Here is a 17,933-nt window from a genome sequence, read left to right on the forward strand (position 1 = left end):
ACTTTAATCAAGGATTACTCTCCACTTTTCACTCTCCGCATAATCCTTAATAGCACTATTGCGCTCCTGTAGGAGCTTGGCCATATACTTACACAAATAAAACCGTTCAAATACCCGTCCGAACCAGCCATAAGGCGTTCCGAACTCCATGATGTCGATCATGACGGTACCATTGCCGATTTCTTTAAAATGATGTTCATGGTTCATATGGGTAAAATCACCGGCCGTCATCTCATCACAAAAAAACTCATTCTGACGCATGGCGGTGATCTTAGTAGTCAGTTCCCTCACTTTCCCCAGATGCTTTGCCTTCCAGGTAACTGTTTCATTATAAGATATCAGTCCGTTGGTACGGCCTTTTATCGCTTCTTCCTGTCGGTGCGACATACTTCGCTTGTGCAGCGTAATGCTCCGGCTCAGGTCAAAGACCCTGTCCAGCGGGGCGTGAATGACGGTAGTCAAATGAATAGTAGGCATAGATATGGTAATAAAATATAAAAATTCCGGTGCACTGAAAACTTTCCAGGCACCGAAATTAACAACTTTAACCGGCTATTCATACTATTCCTAGCTCAGGAAAGGCACTTTTACCACTTTTGCTTTCAGGGCCTTGTCCCTAACGGCAATAAATATTTCTGTATCCTGTGCTGCAAAGGCAGTATTCACATAGCCGAGACCGATAGCCTTCTGCATAGAAGGAGACTGAGTTCCAGAAGTTACACGGCCAATTACATTACCTGCAGCATCTTTAATTTCGTAGTCGTGACGAGGAATACCTTTATCCACCATTTCAAAACCTACCAGCTTCTTGGTAACACCTTCTGCTTTCTGTTTTGCGAATATTTCGCTGGAAGTAAATGGTTTAGTGAATTTGGTGATCCAGCCTAAACCTGCTTCCATTGGGGAAGTAGTATCATCGATATCGTTACCATACAGGCAGAAACCCATTTCCAGGCGGAGGGTATCACGTGCGCCTAAGCCAATAGGCTTCAGGCCTTTAGGACCACCAGCTGCGAAGATAGCATCCCAGATTTTGTTAGCCGCACCGTCAACATCTTCAAAATAGATTTCGATACCACCTGCGCCGGTATAGCCGGTAGCGCTGATTACCACGTTAGGCACACCTGCAAATTCGCCTTTGGCAAAGGTGTAGTACTTCATGTTCACCAGGTCTACTTCCGTGAGTGGTTGCAGAATGCTGGTGGCATTAGGTCCCTGGATGGCCAGCAGACAGGTTTTGTCGGAAATGTCGTGCATTTCCACGTTGTTGGTATTGAATTGACTGATCCAGTTCCAGTCTTTTTCAATGTTGCTGGCATTAACTACCAGCATATATACTTTATTTTCTTCAATGCAATATACCAGCAGGTCATCTACGATACCGCCTTCGTTGTTAGGCAGGCAGCTGTACTGCGCCTTTCCGGCAGTGAGTTTGGAAGCGTCGTTGCTGGTTACGCGTTGGATCAGGTCCAGCGCATGTTCACCTTTCAAAATAAATTCACCCATGTGGCTTACATCGAATACGCCGGCGTTTGTACGCACCGCCTGGTGCTCATCGTTAATACCAGTGTAGGAAATAGGCATGTTGTAACCCGCAAAGGCAGCCATCTTGGCGCCCAGCGCAATGTGTTTCTCAGTAAACGGCGTGTTTTTCATTACTTTGTTTTTAAAACGGGGCAAAAATAGCGATTTGGAATTTACCAACGGTCAACGGTTTCCGGCGAATGACTATTTTAAGACGAAACGATTATATTATAATTAGTTGAAATACAATACAATCGTCAAAAGAATTGCTGTCGATTGCGTTATAGCCCGGCTGTAATTCGTAATTTTGCCGCAACACCCAAACAGATTGCTGTGAAAAAGATAACCTGGCTGTTACCACTGGTGGTTGTAACCATATACGTGCACGCACAGAAAAGAGAGGACCGAAAAACCATAGGTAACCTACAATTGCACATTAACTACCTGAGCAGCGACAAGCTGGACGGCCGCAGCACCGGGGCTCCCGGCGAACAACTGGCAGCCACCTATATTGCATCGCAACTCCAGCAAATTGGATTAACCCCMATGGGAGATGATGGCTTCCTGCAAACTTTTACCGTAAAAGAAACCCGCGAACCGGCAGCCACCTGCCATATGACGCTCAATGAAGATAAACTCCCTGCTGGGAAACAATTTCTCCCACTGCCCTTTAGCGCCGAGAAAACCGCCAAAGGAGAAGCCATGCCCGGCGTGAATGAACCGGACAATATCTGGTTTATTAACGTAACGGAAATAGATACCGACAGCCATAAAACCATGCTGCAACAGTATCTTGAGCAAACAAAGATTGCGGAGAAGTCTGGCGCCACCGGTGTTATATTTTATAATGGGAAAGAATCTGTTGCAGAAGTGACCAAATGGTTGGAGCAGCACCCCGCCGCCACCGGCATCCCAGCCGTTTGGGTGAGCAGCGATATCAGCAAAAAACTCAGTGCGGAAGATGCCGGTAGCTTCCAGGTAAACCTGCAAGTGACGTTTAAAGCCATCAAGCGTAGCGGCACCAACGTGATCGGCTATATTAACAACAAGGCTCCCAGAACCATCGTGATCGGTGCACATTATGACTACCCAGGATGGGAAACCACGACCAAAGTGGAAGATAACGCCAGCGGCACCGCAGCCCTGCTGGAAATAGCCCGGATACTGAATGGCTCCCGTCTTCATAACAACAATTATGTAATCATCGCCTTTTCCGGTAAAGAACAGGGATTATTTGGTTCTAAATATTTTGCATCCCATAGCACCGTCAATCTTTCTCAGGTAAACTACATGATTAATATGGACGGTATTGGCCAGCTCAATCCCGGCACTCCCTTACAAATAGGCGGAGCCAGTACCTCTCCCGGATGGGCAGCTATCCTGCAACAAGCCGCCAGCAAAGATCTGCCACTGGTATATGATTCCACCGGCATCAACAACTCAGATCATGCATCTTTCTATCAGAAAAATATACCTGTGCTGTATTTCTCTACCAGCACCGCCACCAGCGATAGCAAAATCAATTATGAAGGCACCCTGAACGTGCTGAAACTGGTGTACAATATCATCGATAAAACAAACGATAAAGATAAACTCGCATTCAGCAGTATCCTCTGATTCTGATCCACTCAAAATTTGAAAGTTACATATAGGTGCGAAATGTATATTTTCGCATAATTACGTCATTCAAAAAAATTCAATTTATCCCTTTAAATGGAAGAGAAACTGGCGCTTATATACCGGTATTTCCAGCTGCTGGAGAGCTTCTCCACAGATCCCGTTGAGTTTGCCAGGGTTTTTCATCCGAATATTATTCAGACTGAATATCCAAATCAGCTCTCGAATGAAATCAAACAACGCAATTTTGAGATCATGCTGGAAAGCATGGCCACCAATAAAATAATTCTAAAAAAACAACACTTCAGCGTGCTGAAAGTAGTGGAATCCGGCAATACCCTCGTGGTAGAAGCCAAATGGACCGGAGAAATAGGCGTAGACGCCGGACAATTTCGCCGGGGTCAGATTATGAAAGCATTTATTTGCACCATCATAGAATTCCGCGATGGCAAAATTTACCGCCAACGCAACTATGATTGCTATGAACATTAAAGTTTTGAACGCATGAATAAAATATTATCACTCCTCACCATCGCCATCGGATTATTTGCGTGTAACCCTACCCGTAATGACGGGCAAACCACCGACAAATCCGCCTACGATGTGATCAGCGAGAAATCCTATGTGTATCGCGAATTCAAACCCGCGTCCAGCCCGCTAAATGATTCAGTACTGCAACTGAGAAAACAACTCACCGATTACCTGGATCGCCACGACTTTAAAAGACATATGGCCGGGAAAGACAGTCTCCTATTCCACCGCGCCAATGGCCAGGAAGTGATCATAGAACTGCCTACCCCGCAGGATATATGGGAACAAAGCACTATTATCGTTTTTGATCCGCAGAAAAATCCTTTGTTCGTAAATTTACACAAGGACTCTACGCAGTTAGATCATTACATTAAGTAAAATAACCAGATAATCTTGCCGATCAAACAAAACATCAAACTCACCGTAGACGCGGTGGTATTTGGATATATTCCCAAAGAAGGCATCGTGGTGCTGCTCATCAAGCGTACCATACAACCCTTCCTGCACAGCTGGGCACTCCCCGGCGGTTTTGTGCTGGATGAAGAATCCCTCGAAGAAGCCGTTACCAGGGAACTACTCACCGAAGCCGGCGTTAACATCAACTACCTGGAACAGCTGTATACATTCGGCTTACCCGGTCGCGATCCCCGCGGCAGAATCGTTTCTGTTGCCTATTTCGGTCTGGTAAATCCCACCAACTTCCAGCTGGCCGCCAGCTCCGATGCCGAAGACGCCAAATGGTTCAACATCAAAGACCTCCCCACACTGGCCTTTGATCACGCCGCCATTATTGATGTAGCCGTACAACGCCTGCGGAACAAAATCCGCTACGAACCTATCGGCTTTGAACTACTCGCCCAGAAATTCCCCATCGCAGATCTGGAAAAGCTCTACGAAACCTTACTGGACCGGCCTATCGACCGAAGGAATTTTCAGAAGAAAATTAATCACCTCGGGATATTGATTGCGCATAATGAAAAACAGAAACAGGTATCACAGGGGAGACCCGCGAATTTGTTCAGCTTTGATGAGGCGAGGTATTTTAAGTTGAAGAAAGAGGGGATGACGTTTGAGATATAATTAATCCATTTACCTATACCAATCATGATTAAATTTTTCGCTCTCCTGGTTTTATGTCTTTGCCAGATAACACTGGTAACGGCTCAACAAACTATTGAATGCAAATGTAATCGTGCCCATTATAGTATTGAAAAGTACCTTTCAGATGCGGATAGCATATCAAAAATTTTGCTTAAGAAGTACAAAAAATTGATGGTTATTGGCGTAAGAGGATTTGCAGGAGCTAATTTAATGTTCGTCGGAGAACTGAATGGCCATAATAAAGCCTTCAGCTATGACTTACCCAGCAAAAAAATGCAAACATTTGAAGACGTTAAACTCGATAAATGGAAGCTGGATTTAATGAACGACAGCACTTTTCTTCGGACCACTCAACCCAATCCCGGGGTGGTTGATCATGATATAGCACTCTATATTTCTTTCGGATATCCTTATTATGTGATCCGCGAAATTTGTGGATCGGATTTAATGCGAGAGCCTACCAGGCCGTTTGCGACTGCGCTATCTGCCTACCTTAGTGATTACGCGATGCCGAAGTAAATTTCAGGTTATACATCAAAGAAAACGCCCGGGTGTACATCCAATGCTTTAGCAATTGCCTTTAATGTGGAATAGGCTGGATCACGTTGCCCATCCAGTAATCTCCAAACCTGAGCATTACTGATTTCCGCAAGCTCGGCAAAAGCAATATCAGTAAGCCCTTTGGCTTCTTTCAGTTCTCGGATTTTTGCTCCTAATTTCTTTAAATCTTTTTCATCCCGTTTTCTTCCCATTGAATGAAATTCAATCAAAATAATAATAAATTCAACCTCCAAAAAGATGTTGTTTGAAAATAATTTCATACCTTTGTAGCCAACCTTCTTTGTTAAACCTTAATCCTACATCATGCAAGCAATCCGAGAAAAACAAACTAACTCTCTGCGCAGTCTCTTTGAAGGCTTCAATAGCAGTGGTATAAAATTTCGTGAGAAAGTATGCGAAGAATGCGGCTGGAGTGAATCTACCTTCTATCGCAAAATGCGGGAGATACAAAAAATAGATAGCACTACGGGCAAGCTTACCCGCATATTCAGCACAGCTGAAATGGAGAAAATAAAGGACCTGGCCTGGGAAGTCCAGGCGGAGTTGAAAGATTTGCTTTAATGAATGAGGCTGACTAAAAAATAACGTAAAAACATTCTTTAGTCAGTCTCATTATCACATCTAACCTCCTGCTATGCGAAACACAAGAAAAGGAATATCAAAAAACAAGCGAATTGTTCAAAATGATAAATCATTAAGAGAAAAAATAGTGGCTTCTATGATAGCTTCTTTCAGACTTGAAGGCATTATCATTCCCTCTGAAAAGGCCGCTATTGCTCTAAAAAGGTTAGAACAAATTGCACAAAAAGCAGCCTTAACAAGATTATCATCAACAGATAGCGATCTTGCTTCACTCATTCAATTACCTATTAATTCAATATCAATTCGCGTGTAGAATTACAGGAATTGATGCCTTGTCTAAATAATAAGGCGTAAGATCAAGATACATTTCCCTTGTATTCATACTGTTGTTCTTATCGGCCAGATACTGAAAACCTTTTCTTTCATAAAAACCCAGCGACTGCACATAAGCGTCTACTATGAGCAGTTTACAAGCACAATAATTATTCTGCTTAACAGCCAGGTTTATAATAAAGTCAATAATTGCTTTGCCAATACCTCCTTTTTGAATTTGATTGCATACTCCTAAGCGTCCAATTTTCAAAGCAGGATAATCTCTCAAATGCCTTTTCGGATGACTGACAAATCCTTTTAAAAATTTTTTGAAGGCATTTTTAGATGCAAAATCATCCTCACTTATCCGCACGCGATCATTGAAAACGCTAAAGAAAGCAATGGTTCTGTTCTCGTTCTCCAGTAAATAGGTTACTGCTAATAATTCCTTTTTGTAGTGAACTGCTTTGGATACCAGAAATTCATTTAAATCGATATCACCGCAGTCAAAAGGCTTAATAATAGACTGAGCGTCTATTTTAGTTAGGGTTAATCCAGTAAAATCCATTGGGGTTAAATATTATTCACTTTTTAAGGATCGCCCAAAGCTTTTGGGCATTTTCTTCTATAGCGTCTAACTCCTCCTGGCTAATTTTCTTATGCTTATTGGCTTCCAGCGCTGCAAGAAATCTTTTGGCATCTTTTCCCGTTAATGTTGGTGTTGGTGCAATTGGTCTTGGTGTGATTGGTTTTGCCATTTGATATGGTTTTAAACTTATCGTGAATAATTATAGGTTAACAAGCTCAAAGATAAGAATTTTCCTAAACGACAAAAATTTCTGGCTGTATTTTCACATAAATCAATAATATATTCTCATTTTTTGCTTCAAATTATCTTTTGTGTATTTTTTACAATAAATATTTTGTCGTTTCAATTTCGCTCCATACATTTGTGTAACAATGACACAAAATAGCTCGGATATGCAAAATACAAAGCCCACAGGAGTTATTATCGCCCGCTTCCAAACACCGTCCCTTCATGAAGGCCATATGTCCCTCATCCGGCAGGTGAAACAAAAGCACAACCGCGTATTGATCATACTAGGCGTGAGCCCCGTACGAGGCAGCCGCAAAAATCCGCTCGACTATTACACCCGCGAGCGCATGATCAAACAACAGTTTCCCGAAATCATCGTATTACCGCTAAGCGATCAGAAAAGCGATGCGGTATGGTCCCGGAAACTGGATGAATTGCTGCACAACAACTTCCCACACGAAAGCTTTTTGTTGTACGGCAGCCGCGATAGCTTCATGGATACCTACACCGGTAAGTATACCACCGAAGCACTGCCTCCGGTAAAAGATTATAACGCTACCGCCATGCGGGAAGCCTTATCCGATAAGGTTTTTGACACAGAAGAGTTTCGGGCCGGTATCATATACAACACCTATAACCTGTTTCCATCCGTATATGCTACTGTAGATATTGCCTTGTTCCGCAACAATAAACAGGAACTGCTGTTAGGTCGCAAGCCTAACGAAAACGCATGGAGATTGCCTGGCGGTTTTTCCGACCCAACAGACGATGATTTCGAGATGGCCGCTGCCAGAGAGTTACAGGAAGAATGTGGCCCACTGTCAATAGGCGCTATGGAATACGTCGCCTCCATGCGGGTGGACGACTGGCGATATCGCACCGAAGTGAACAAAATTATTACCACCCTGTTCAGTACTAACCTGGTAGCCGGTACGCCCGCTGCCGGCGACGATCTGGCCGAAGTAAAATGGGTAACGGTAAAGGATATACCGAATTTAATTGCCCACGGAGAAATTGTAGATACACATCTCCCTTTACTCGCCAAACTGATCCAAAAATATTCTTACCAAGACTAAAATATTGAGTTATGACAACCGAGAACCTTCTCCTCCTGGCCGATGCTTACAAATACTCTCACCACAAATTATATATCCCAGGCACCCAATACATTTACTCCTACCTCGAAAGCCGCGGCGGCAAATTTGACGAAACCGTTTTCTACGGCCTCCAATATTTCCTGAAACAATATTTAGCCGGAGAAGTATTCACCACAGCAAAACTGGATGAAGCAGAAGCCCTGCTCACAGAAGTTTTTGGCCGCTCAGATGTATTCGACCGCAGTCGCTTTGAATACATCATCGCTAAACACGGCGGTAAACTCCCCGTCCGCATTAAAGCTGTACCGGAAGGTACGGTAGTGCCTGTACGAAATGTACTGATGACCATCGAAAATACAGACCCTGAATGCTTCTGGCTCACCAACTTCCTCGAAACCCTGCTCATGCAGGTTTGGTACCCTTGCACAGTAGCTTCTGTATCCAGAGAAATTAAGAAAATAGTAAAGAAATATTATGAAGAAACCGCCAGCGCAGCAGCTTTCGCAGGCATCGACTTTGTGCTCAACGACTTCGGTTTTCGCGGCGCCAGCTCCGTAGAAAGCGCCGGTATAGGCGGCAGCGCCCACCTGGTGAACTTCGCAGGCAGCGACACCATTCCCGGATCTGTATTCGCTAAAAGATATTATAATGCTACTACCGCACCAGGACTGTCTATCCCCGCTACGGAACACTCCGTGGTAACCCTCTTGGGCGAAGCCGGAGAACTGGAAATATTCAAACACATACTGGATACGTATCCCACCGGTACCATCGCCTGTGTATCCGACTCGTACAACATTTTCCGGGCCTGTGAAGAATACTGGGGTACTGCGTTAAAAGAACAGATATTAAAGAGAGATGGCACCCTCGTTATCCGTCCCGACAGCGGCGATCCTGTACAAACCCTGCTGAAAATATTCGATATTCTGATGAATAAGTTTGGCTTCACCACCAATGAAAAAGGCTTCAAAGTATTACCACCACAGGTAAGGGTGATACAAGGCGATGGCATCAGCTATTCCTCTATCCCAGGCATCTTCGAAGCCCTCAAACAGGCCGGCATCAGCGCTGAGAACCTGGTACTGGGTATGGGCGGCGCCTTACTCCAACGCGTTAACCGCGACACACAGGAATTTGCCCTTAAATGCGCTTATGCCGTAGTAAATGGCGAACCGGTAAACGTGCAGAAAATGCCCGTAGAATTGGACGCCACCGGGCAACTCCGTACTTCTTTCAAAAAATCAAAAGCCGGCAAACTCAGCCTGGTCCGCGATAATAACTCCTTTAAAACTATTGCTGCTTCAGAAGCAACAGCAGGAGACGATCTGTTACAAACCGTATTCGAAAACGGCGAAGTAATCAGGCAGTATACTTTCGATGAAGTACGCCGCACCGCCGCTTTATAAAAATATCCTTATTTCCTCCAACACGTTTACCTCAATAGCAGCCGTTTCATCACAGAAACGGCTGTTTTATTTCTCTTTTCTTTAACGCCTCCCTGCTGCAACAATTCACCTGATTCACTATCTTTATAGCATGTATTTACTCATACCCGGCCGCCATCATCTGTTAACGGACTTTCAGTTCAAATATCTCAATCGCCTCATCAAATGCAAACTCACAGGCGAAAATGACGTATATGGTCATCCGTTACCCACGCAGGAAATAGACGGAATTATTTTCGCCGTTACCTCGGCTAATCACCTGGGTACCAAACGAAACCCAGTACCATTCTATCTCCGCGCCATGGCCATCCAGGAATTTTCTAACTCCCTGGATGTACCGGCCTTTGTGTACGGCATCGACGACGTAGGCGTGATCAACGATTTCACCGATTATACCATCAAAACCATACGACATTCCAGCGAAGGTGTACACTCGCTCAAGCCGGAAAACACCCTTGTAATCTGCTCTACTGCCGTGAAAGAAATGTATCTCCGCAAAGGATACACGGTATTGCCGGCAGAGTGGGACCCTGCCAGTCAACAGCTCACGCAGCCCATGCCCTGGGACATCGTAAAACTGGTGGCACAATCCAACGACTGGCGAAAGGATAAAACCATCCTGGATCAAATGCACCCGGCTTCATTTAAAATCTGGTCGCTATATGGAGTGGGAGAGAAGGTGCAGCAAATCCTGAAAGATCCCATCATCGGTGCCGATGGCGACCTCACAGCCACCCGCGACTACGCCGTATACGTAAAACAAATGGACGACATCGCCGCGCAGAAATACCGCGAAACCGCTCCCTACATCCAACCTGGAAAAATTGGTGATATCGGCTGCGCCGCCGGCTCCTGGATCAAGATAGCCAGTGAAGACGATCGCCTCCATGAGTGCGACTTCTTCGGCATCGAAGTATCCCGGCATCTATACGACATCTGCCTGCAAAGAAAACATAACGGAGAATTTGCCAACCCATCCGTTTTCTTCTCACAGAAAAATGCCGTTACCAGCCTGGTATTTGAAGCCGGTAGCATGAATACCATTCATACGTCATCACTCACGCATGAAATTGAATCGTATGGCAGCAGAGAAGATTTATTAGCGTTTATACGTAACCGTTATAATGAATTAATACCAGGTGGTGTGTGGATTAACAGAGATGTAGTAGGGCCAGAAAATAAAGACGAAATCATTTTACTGTGGCTCAACGACGCTGACGGAGAAAATAATCTCCCCGTGCCTGAAAACGCCAACACACATGAATTAGCAGCCTGGCTGGGCAAACTATCTACCATGGCGATATTCAAGCAATTCGCCAAAGACTTCCGTCACCATGAAGGATTCCAGCTGCCGTACGAATGGGTAACCATTGCCGGCAAAACCTATGCACAGCTATCCATGCAAAATGCCTGCGAATTCCTTTTCAAAAAAGATTACCACGATAACTGGTTGAGTGAAATGCACGAAACATTTTGCTTCTGGAATTATAGCGACTGGAAAGCCGCGCTGGAAGAAGCCGGACTTAGACTAGATCATCTTTCTAACACCTGGAGAAATGAATGGATTGTGAAAAACAGGTTGGAAGGAAAGGTACAACTGATGCGCCCGTGCAAAAATGATGTACCCTTGCCCATTCCTTTTCCTGTATCACATATGCTGCTGCTGGCGAGAAAATAATGTTGAAAAAAAAACATCATTATGATATCCCTTATTCTGCAACGTAGTGTTTATATATCGACAGCTATGCTGCTGATTTGTTTGTACCCATTTAGGCTATATGCCCAGGTGGCCCCTACAGATCCGAAAAATACCGTCCTTACCACGGATGATCAACAGCTGCCGCCAGACTTCAATTTCTTCTCACTGGTGCCAATGGATACTGCCAATTTATACGTAGCTGCGGTAAAACAGATTAACTCACTGGAAAATTATCTTTCGAAAAAATTAACAGTAAATCAAAAAGATATGCTGTTGCAAGCGCAGGCCACTTATTACACCTTTGTTGGCAATCAGCGGAAAGCAATGGAGTACACAGCCATGCGTCAGGTGGTAAAAACTGTTTTACTAAAAGACAGCAGCCAATATAGCACTACTAACGCCTACGACTATATTCTACAGCAAGCGGCCCAACAAAAAACAATATTCTTTAATGAATCACATGTAGATGTACGCACCAGAGCTTTCCTGGCCAGTTTATTACCTGCGCTTAAAAAACTGGGATATACACAATTAGCCATGGAAGCACTGGAAGTCAATCAGATCACTTATCCTACTACCACTTGCGGCTTTTACACCTGCGAGCCTAACTATGGCAACCTGCTGAGAACTGCACTGGATAACCAGTTTAAACTGATTACATATGAGGATACTACTGCTTTCTCATCTACCTGGAACCAACGGGACTCTACACAGGCAGCCAATCTCCTGCAACAATTAAAAACTATTAACGATACCGGCAAACTAGTCGTCCTCGCCGGCCATAGTCACATCATTAAGCACTCCACGAAACCGGACTTTATTCCAATGGCCATTTATTTCAATCGCATGTCCGGTATAGATCCTTACTGCATTGATGTAGATGCTGCCAATCTGGTGACGTATACCGACATTGACAACACACAACCTTATATCCTGCTAAAAAATAATACACCTGTAAACGCTCATCCTTTGCTATACAATTTACAGGTGCATTATCCCGAAGTACTTACTGTGGCTAATTCACAATCCGTGAATCTGAAAAATTACAACATTACGCCGCCTGACAGCTCACTATTACTGATCTATGATGTAACGGAATACAAAAAGGCGGGTAATATTAACAAACTGGTTCCGGTATATAGTTATTATCCCGGTAATACTTATATGCACCTATTGTTGCCTAAAAAAGAATATTTGGTTTACCTGTTTAATAACGCAGGTAAACTCCTACATCAACAAAAAATAACTGTCAAATAAGTTGAAGCGGCTCCACTGGAGCCGACTTCCGCTTATTCTTAGCTTACAACCCTAAATTCTTCAATGAAACTATTTCCAGTCTATCGTCCAGTAATTGCGGAATCAGCAATTCTTTCTTCTTTGTATCCAATGCAATATCAGCAGGAGAACGCTTAACTTCCTGTTTTGTATACTGATTATTCTTTACGTCATACACGTATAAATTACCTTTCGTCGGGTCTTTAATAGTAATCCAATCAGATACCAGCAAACGGTGGTCATCTACCTGAACAATACCATCAAAAAGGCCTACAGGCGAATTTTTCAATTCCTCAAAAACGGCATTTTCGTCGTGTAACTTCTTTGCATATAATTTGCCGGTGCCATCAAAATTGGCGCCCATGCTGCATACATATACAACATCTGTAGCAGCATTATATACCACCCCATTGGGTACTACTACTTCGCCCTTTAATACCGTCCAGGAAGCAGTAACCGTATTTACCAGTAACACATTATTTTTAAAAGAGTCGGTGATCACCAGGGTGCTGTCATCCACTTTCGTCAAATCATTCAGCAGCAATGCTTTCCCTTCCAGGTTCAAATCAAATACCTTCTTACGGGTATTAATATTGTAACCTTTCAAATGATCGATATCTGCTACATATATTACATCGCCAATGATCTCCAATCCTTTGGGAGCATTCAAAACATCATCAAAATATTTCTTCGTTTCCAGTTTGCCTGCACTATTAATATAGGAGATAGCACCATCTCCGTCTTTTCCCAGGGGTTCCAGCTTTGAGCCAATTTCAGAAACAAAATAGCCGCCTTTATAGGCGATTACACTTTCCGGCTTTGCCAGGCCTGCAATAGTTTTCTGCGCCTGTACCATAAAGGGGGAAATCAATAAAGATAAAAAGGGGATATACTTTTTCATACGGAAGATTTATGGTCACAAAAATAGTCTGCGCCAATAAACTACACCATGTGAAAACGAAAGAATTACTTGTTAATATCAAAGAAAAAAGAAAGCCGGAGTATGAATACCCCGGCTATTACCTAAACCTACAACTGTTACACTGTTAGTAACATATCTTTAATTCACATGAATTTCATTTAAAGGAACCTCTTCGTAAGAAGCCACCATACGCTGTCTGATATAACGTTTGGTCGACAGCTTGCCAATTCCAAACTTCGCCATCACCTTATCTACCACCATGTATACCACTGGTACCACAATGAGTGTCAGGAACATAGAGCTGATCAAACCACCGATGATGGCCCAGGCCAAACCATTTTTGATGGCGCCCACCCCGCCTGTTGCTAATGCAATTGGTAACATCCCAATCACCATGGCGATAGTGGTCATCAGGATAGGCCGCAAACGGGCGTTGTTGGCATGTATCAGCGCCTGATAGGTGCTCTGGCCCTCTTCTTTCATCTGGTTGGTAAAGTCCACCAGGATGATCGCATTCTTCGCCACCAGGCCAATCAACATGATAATACCCAATATGGTAAAGATATTCAGCGTATTGTTAGTCAGCGCCAATGCCAGCAGTGCACCAATAATTGCCAATGGGATGGAGAACAATACCACAAATGGATAAATGTAGTTATCATACAGCGCCACCATGATCAGGTACACCAGTACAATAGAGATCAGCAACGCCGCCCCTAACGTACCAAAGGAATCCCCCTGGTTCTCTGCATCTCCGCCAAACAGGTAACTGATACCCGTTGGTTTACCCATCTTAGCCAGCTTTTCTGTAAACTCCTGTGTTACGGTACCGGAAGGACGTCCCATTACCTGCGCCTGCACAGATACAGACGTATTTTTATCCCTTCTCTCCAGATGACTCGGACCAGAACCCTCTGTTACTGCAGCAAACTGCGACAGTTTAATCAGCTGGCCTTTATCATTGATGAACTGTATATTAGATACATCGCCCAGATTTTTTCTGCTGAAATCATCGAAACGAATGTTGATATCATATTCATAATCCCCCTGACGAAATTTCACTTTGGAATCATCAGCAGTACCACTGAATGCAGTTTGCATAGTTCCTCCTACCGCATCCAGGGTAAGCCCCAATGCGGCCATCTTATCACGATCTACCTGCACGTTGATTTCCGGATTACCATCTTCTACAGACAGTTTTACTTCCGTAGCACCACTGATAGTTTTAAGGGTATCCATCGCTCTTTTAGCATAGTTCATTACACTATCGAGTTCTGTACCCATTACAATCAGCTCTACCGGCGCGCGCTCTGCGGTGCCCATAATACTTACTGCCGTGGTTTTTACTTTAACCCCAGGTAAGATATTCTTCAACTCTTTCTTAATCTTTGCCGCATAAATATCTGATGCATCCGCGCGCTTCTCCTGATCTACCAGCATTACGGTGATCTCTGATTTGTAAGCGGTAGACTGTGAATTACCAAAGCCATCTTCACTGGTTTGACCAACGGTAGTGATCAAGCGGGTGATTTCCGGTTTTTTATTAAGATATTTTTCAGCTGTTCGGGTAGCCAGGTTGGTTTGATCTACAGACGCATCCTTTGGCATTTCCAGCATCACGATGAACTGTCCGCGGTCACCCTTCGGAATAAACTCACCACCAATATATCCTTTACCTAACAACATGAACGAGGCGAATAACAAGCCTATTGCCACTATCAGGGTAATAGCCTTATGTGCCAGTGCCCAACGCAGGATAGCTGTCATCCAGTTGGTGAACTTTGACAACTGTGCTTCAAACCAGAGGATAAATTTCTCAAACCAGTTTTTACCCGTGATATGTTCCAATTTACCAAAACGGGAAGATAACAACGGCACAATCATGAAAGAGGAGAGTAAACTCAACATCGTAGATATCATTACCACCACGCAGAACTCACGCAGGATTTTTGATACCAGCTCATTGGTTAAAGATATAGGGAGAAACACCACCACAATTACCAGGGTAATGGAAGTAACGGTAAACCCTATTTCTTTTACACCATCAAACGCGGCACGCACACGATTCTTACCCATCTCCATATGACGATAAATATTCTCGAGTACCACAATGGCATCATCCACCAGGATACCTACCACCAACGATAAACCCAACAGAGACATCAAGTTGAGCGAGAATCCCATCAGCTTCATGCCAATAAAAGTAGCAATCAGGGAGGCTGGAATAGAGATCATTACGAAGATAGCACTACGTACACTGTGTAAAAATAACAGCATTACTACTGCTACCAGCGCTACCGCCAAGATCAGGTCATGTATTACGGAGTCCGCAGATTCCAGTGTAAAGTCAGAAGAATCATTTGCTACAAGTATCTTCAGATTATTAGCAGCATAGTCCTTCTCTATTTGAGTAATCGTTTTCTTCATTTCCTCACTCACCGTTACCGCATTGGCATCCGTTTGCTTCTGCACCTGCAGCGCAATGGAACTCACTCCGTCTACACGGGCAATACGATCCGCGTCTTTCTGGGCATCCTGTACATCTGCAACATCTATAAGACGCACCTGGGTGCCATTCTCAGTTGTTTTCAACACCAGGTTGCGGAGCTGATCTACATTTTTATATTTACCAGCCAAGCGGATCAGGATCTGTTCATTAGCGGTTTTTACTTTACCGGTAGGGAAGTCCAGGTTGGCATTGGTGATCAGCTGACGCAGCTGCAGAATAGATAAATTAAATGCCTGCAGTTTCTTAGGGTCCACATTCACCTGTATTTCGCGTTCCTGGCCACCAATCAGCGACACCTGCGCCACACCCGGCAAACGGGATAATAAAGGTTGCAGTTTTTTATCCACCAGATCATAAAACTGTTTGTCGTCCATTTTAGCGGTGGCAGACAGCGTCATGATGGGCAAGTCATCCAATGAAAACTTGTTGAGGGAAGGTGGCTTCGCATCACCTGGCAAATCGGCCAGGATAGCATTCACCTTACGTTGTGCATCCTGTAACGCGATATCCACATTGGCATCGTTGTTCAGCTCAACGGTAATAACGGAAAGACTTTCAGAAGATTTAGAAGTGATTTTCTTAATCTTTTCCATGGACGCGATCGCGTCTTCAATCTTTTTGGTTACACTGCTTTCCACCTCATTAGGAGAAGCTCCCGGGTAAATGGTAGCAATGGTAACGATAGGGGAGCTGAACTTTGGCAACAGCTCGTAGTTCAGCGATTTATAACTCATCACGCCCAGCAGGGTGAGGATGGTAAATACCACCACCACAATGGTAGGTCGCTTAATCGATACTTCAGTAATCTTCATGTTGCAAAAATTTGGTCAAACACCAGATACATTTCCTTACTTACTTCGCAGCGTTTTGTACGGCCACTGTAGCGCCTTCTGTCAGGTTAATCTGACCGCTGGTGATTACAGTATCTCCTTCGTTCAGGCCTTCCCGTATTTCTACCTGGTCGCCGATAATGCGGCCGGCTACTACCTTACGTTTCTTTGCCACATTGCCTTCCATGATATATATTTCGTTGCTGTTTACACCGCCAATGAAGGCCGTGCGGGCAATGAAAATAGTTTTATCTGCATTTGGATCTACGAAGTGTGCGGTGCCATACATGCCTGCTTTCAGGTCTTTTCCGGCTACGTTATTCACTTCCATTTCTACCGGGTAGTTCAGGGAGTTATCGCCTTTGGCTGCAATGAAAGTGATGGTACCTTCATATTTAGTTTCCGGGAAAACGTTGCTGGTAACTTCTACTTTCTGGCCTTTCTTCAGGGTTACTACCTGTCCTTCCGGCACAGATACCGCCAGTTTCAGGCGGGATACATCCACGATATCAAACATTTTATTACCTACAGAAAGGTAAGCGCCCAGTTCAATATATTTTTTATTGATGATACCGGAGATAGGTGCTTTCACATAAGTATCGCTAACACGACGGCTGGCGGCCTCGTAGCGGGTTTTGGCCACGTCGTATTGCAGGCGTGCATCATCCATTTGTTTTTGCGTAACGCCACCGGTTTGGAAGGCGCTTTCGTATCTTTCTTTATCTACTTTCAGCTGGTTGAGGTTAGCTTTTGCAGATTCGAGGTCGGTGTTTACAATTTGTGCATCCACATAAGCGATGGGCTGGCCCTGTCTTACCACACTACCTTCGTCTACCAGTAATTTGGTAATACGACCGGCAGTTTCTGCCAGGTACGCCAGTTCACGCACCGGTGCAAAGTTCCCGTTGGCTAAGAAGCCATTTGAAAAATCGTTGCGGGTCACTTTCTGCACCAGCACCGGGATATCGCCGATATTGCTTTGTTTTACGAATTCTGTTTTGGCCTCATTTGCTTTTTTGTTAGCATTGAGTTTCCACATGATCAGTACCACTGCACCTATTGTCACTACACCCCAGATTATAAACTTTTTCATCTGCAAATAGTTTATCGT

General features: G+C 44.2%; 19 protein-coding genes. 11 read left to right on the forward strand and 8 right to left on the reverse strand.

Going from position 1 to position 17,933, the window contains the following annotated elements; genetic code table 11:
* Positions 1-3: 3 nt before the first annotated feature.
* Positions 4-477 carry an SRPBCC family protein gene (locus tag AC1DFM_RS15000; RefSeq protein WP_477077543.1) on the reverse strand — a complete coding sequence of 158 codons (474 nt, stop codon included), beginning with the start codon at positions 475-477 and terminating at the stop codon, positions 4-6.
* 90 nt (positions 478-567) lie between these two features.
* Positions 568-1,656 carry a glycine cleavage system aminomethyltransferase GcvT gene (gene gcvT / locus AC1DFM_RS15005; protein WP_477077544.1) on the reverse strand — a complete coding sequence of 363 codons (1,089 nt, stop codon included), beginning with the start codon at positions 1,654-1,656 and terminating at the stop codon, positions 568-570.
* A 201-nt stretch (positions 1,657-1,857) separates the two neighbouring features.
* On the opposite strand from gcvT, the gene AC1DFM_RS15010 reads away from it, so the two are divergent.
* The 5 genes from AC1DFM_RS15010 (at position 1,858) to AC1DFM_RS15030 (ending at position 5,292) form a co-directional block, all read left to right on the forward strand.
* A complete protein-coding gene (locus AC1DFM_RS15010; protein WP_477077545.1) occupies positions 1,858-3,141 on the forward strand; it encodes a M28 family peptidase in 1,284 nt (427 codons plus the stop codon).
* 96 nt (positions 3,142-3,237) lie between these two features.
* Positions 3,238-3,633: a nuclear transport factor 2 family protein gene (locus AC1DFM_RS15015; protein ID WP_477077546.1), complete on the forward strand. Its 396-nt coding sequence runs from the start codon at positions 3,238-3,240 to the stop codon at positions 3,631-3,633.
* A gap of 12 nt (positions 3,634-3,645) precedes the next feature.
* Positions 3,646-4,050, forward strand: coding sequence for a hypothetical protein (locus AC1DFM_RS15020; RefSeq protein WP_477077547.1), 405 nt, complete (start codon positions 3,646-3,648; stop codon positions 4,048-4,050).
* Between the two features lie 15 nt (positions 4,051-4,065).
* On the forward strand, positions 4,066-4,752 hold the full coding sequence (locus AC1DFM_RS15025; protein ID WP_477077548.1) for an NUDIX hydrolase: 687 nt from the start codon (positions 4,066-4,068) through the stop codon (positions 4,750-4,752).
* A gap of 24 nt (positions 4,753-4,776) precedes the next feature.
* Positions 4,777-5,292, forward strand: coding sequence for a hypothetical protein (locus tag AC1DFM_RS15030; protein ID WP_477077549.1), 516 nt, complete (start codon positions 4,777-4,779; stop codon positions 5,290-5,292).
* Between the two features lie 8 nt (positions 5,293-5,300).
* Here the strand turns inward: AC1DFM_RS15030 and AC1DFM_RS15035 are convergent, their stop codons facing one another.
* Positions 5,301-5,594, reverse strand: coding sequence for a helix-turn-helix domain-containing protein (locus AC1DFM_RS15035; protein WP_477077550.1), 294 nt, complete (start codon positions 5,592-5,594; stop codon positions 5,301-5,303).
* A 43-nt stretch (positions 5,595-5,637) separates the two neighbouring features.
* Here AC1DFM_RS15035 and AC1DFM_RS15040 point away from each other — a divergent pair, with 43 nt between their 5' ends.
* Entirely contained in the window at positions 5,638-5,895 is a 258-nt protein-coding gene (locus tag AC1DFM_RS15040; protein ID WP_477077551.1) for a hypothetical protein, read from the forward strand.
* Between the two features lie 73 nt (positions 5,896-5,968).
* The gene (locus AC1DFM_RS15045; protein WP_477077552.1) at positions 5,969-6,229 is read left to right on the forward strand and encodes a hypothetical protein; all 261 of its coding nucleotides are present in this window, start codon (positions 5,969-5,971) and stop codon (positions 6,227-6,229) included.
* Here the strand turns inward: AC1DFM_RS15045 and AC1DFM_RS15050 are convergent.
* Complete coding sequence (locus tag AC1DFM_RS15050; RefSeq protein WP_477077553.1) at positions 6,215-6,796, reverse strand: GNAT family N-acetyltransferase; 582 nt, start codon at positions 6,794-6,796, stop codon at positions 6,215-6,217. The genes AC1DFM_RS15045 and AC1DFM_RS15050 overlap by 15 nt on opposite strands.
* A 16-nt stretch (positions 6,797-6,812) precedes the next feature.
* Entirely contained in the window at positions 6,813-6,986 is a 174-nt protein-coding gene (locus tag AC1DFM_RS15055; protein ID WP_477077554.1) for a hypothetical protein, read from the reverse strand.
* Positions 6,987-7,209: 223 nt separating this feature from the next.
* Between AC1DFM_RS15055 and AC1DFM_RS15060 the strand changes: the two genes are divergently transcribed.
* The 4 genes from AC1DFM_RS15060 (at position 7,210) to AC1DFM_RS15075 (ending at position 12,543) form a co-directional block, all read left to right on the forward strand.
* Positions 7,210-8,121 carry an NUDIX domain-containing protein gene (locus AC1DFM_RS15060; protein ID WP_477077555.1) on the forward strand — a complete coding sequence of 304 codons (912 nt, stop codon included), beginning with the start codon at positions 7,210-7,212 and terminating at the stop codon, positions 8,119-8,121.
* 11 nt (positions 8,122-8,132) lie between these two features.
* On the forward strand, positions 8,133-9,548 hold the full coding sequence (locus tag AC1DFM_RS15065; protein WP_477077556.1) for a nicotinate phosphoribosyltransferase: 1,416 nt from the start codon (positions 8,133-8,135) through the stop codon (positions 9,546-9,548).
* Between the two features lie 130 nt (positions 9,549-9,678).
* Positions 9,679-11,265, forward strand: coding sequence for a class I SAM-dependent methyltransferase (locus tag AC1DFM_RS15070; RefSeq protein WP_477077557.1), 1,587 nt, complete (start codon positions 9,679-9,681; stop codon positions 11,263-11,265).
* Between the two features lie 21 nt (positions 11,266-11,286).
* Positions 11,287-12,543, forward strand: a complete 1,257-nt coding sequence (locus AC1DFM_RS15075) for a hypothetical protein (RefSeq protein WP_477077558.1) — start codon at positions 11,287-11,289, stop codon at positions 12,541-12,543.
* Between the two features lie 43 nt (positions 12,544-12,586).
* On the opposite strand, the gene AC1DFM_RS15080 is transcribed toward AC1DFM_RS15075, so the two are convergent.
* From AC1DFM_RS15080 to AC1DFM_RS15090, 3 genes are all read right to left on the reverse strand, one after another.
* Positions 12,587-13,462, reverse strand: a complete 876-nt coding sequence (locus AC1DFM_RS15080) for an SMP-30/gluconolactonase/LRE family protein (RefSeq protein ID WP_477077559.1) — start codon at positions 13,460-13,462, stop codon at positions 12,587-12,589.
* Between the two features lie 159 nt (positions 13,463-13,621).
* Positions 13,622-16,804, reverse strand: coding sequence for an efflux RND transporter permease subunit (locus AC1DFM_RS15085; RefSeq protein WP_477077560.1), 3,183 nt, complete (start codon positions 16,802-16,804; stop codon positions 13,622-13,624).
* Between the two features lie 40 nt (positions 16,805-16,844).
* Entirely contained in the window at positions 16,845-17,915 is a 1,071-nt protein-coding gene (locus tag AC1DFM_RS15090; protein ID WP_477077561.1) for an efflux RND transporter periplasmic adaptor subunit, read from the reverse strand.
* Positions 17,916-17,933 lie beyond the last annotated feature (18 nt).

It is taken from the genome of Chitinophaga sp. 05T412 (assembly GCF_056396465.1).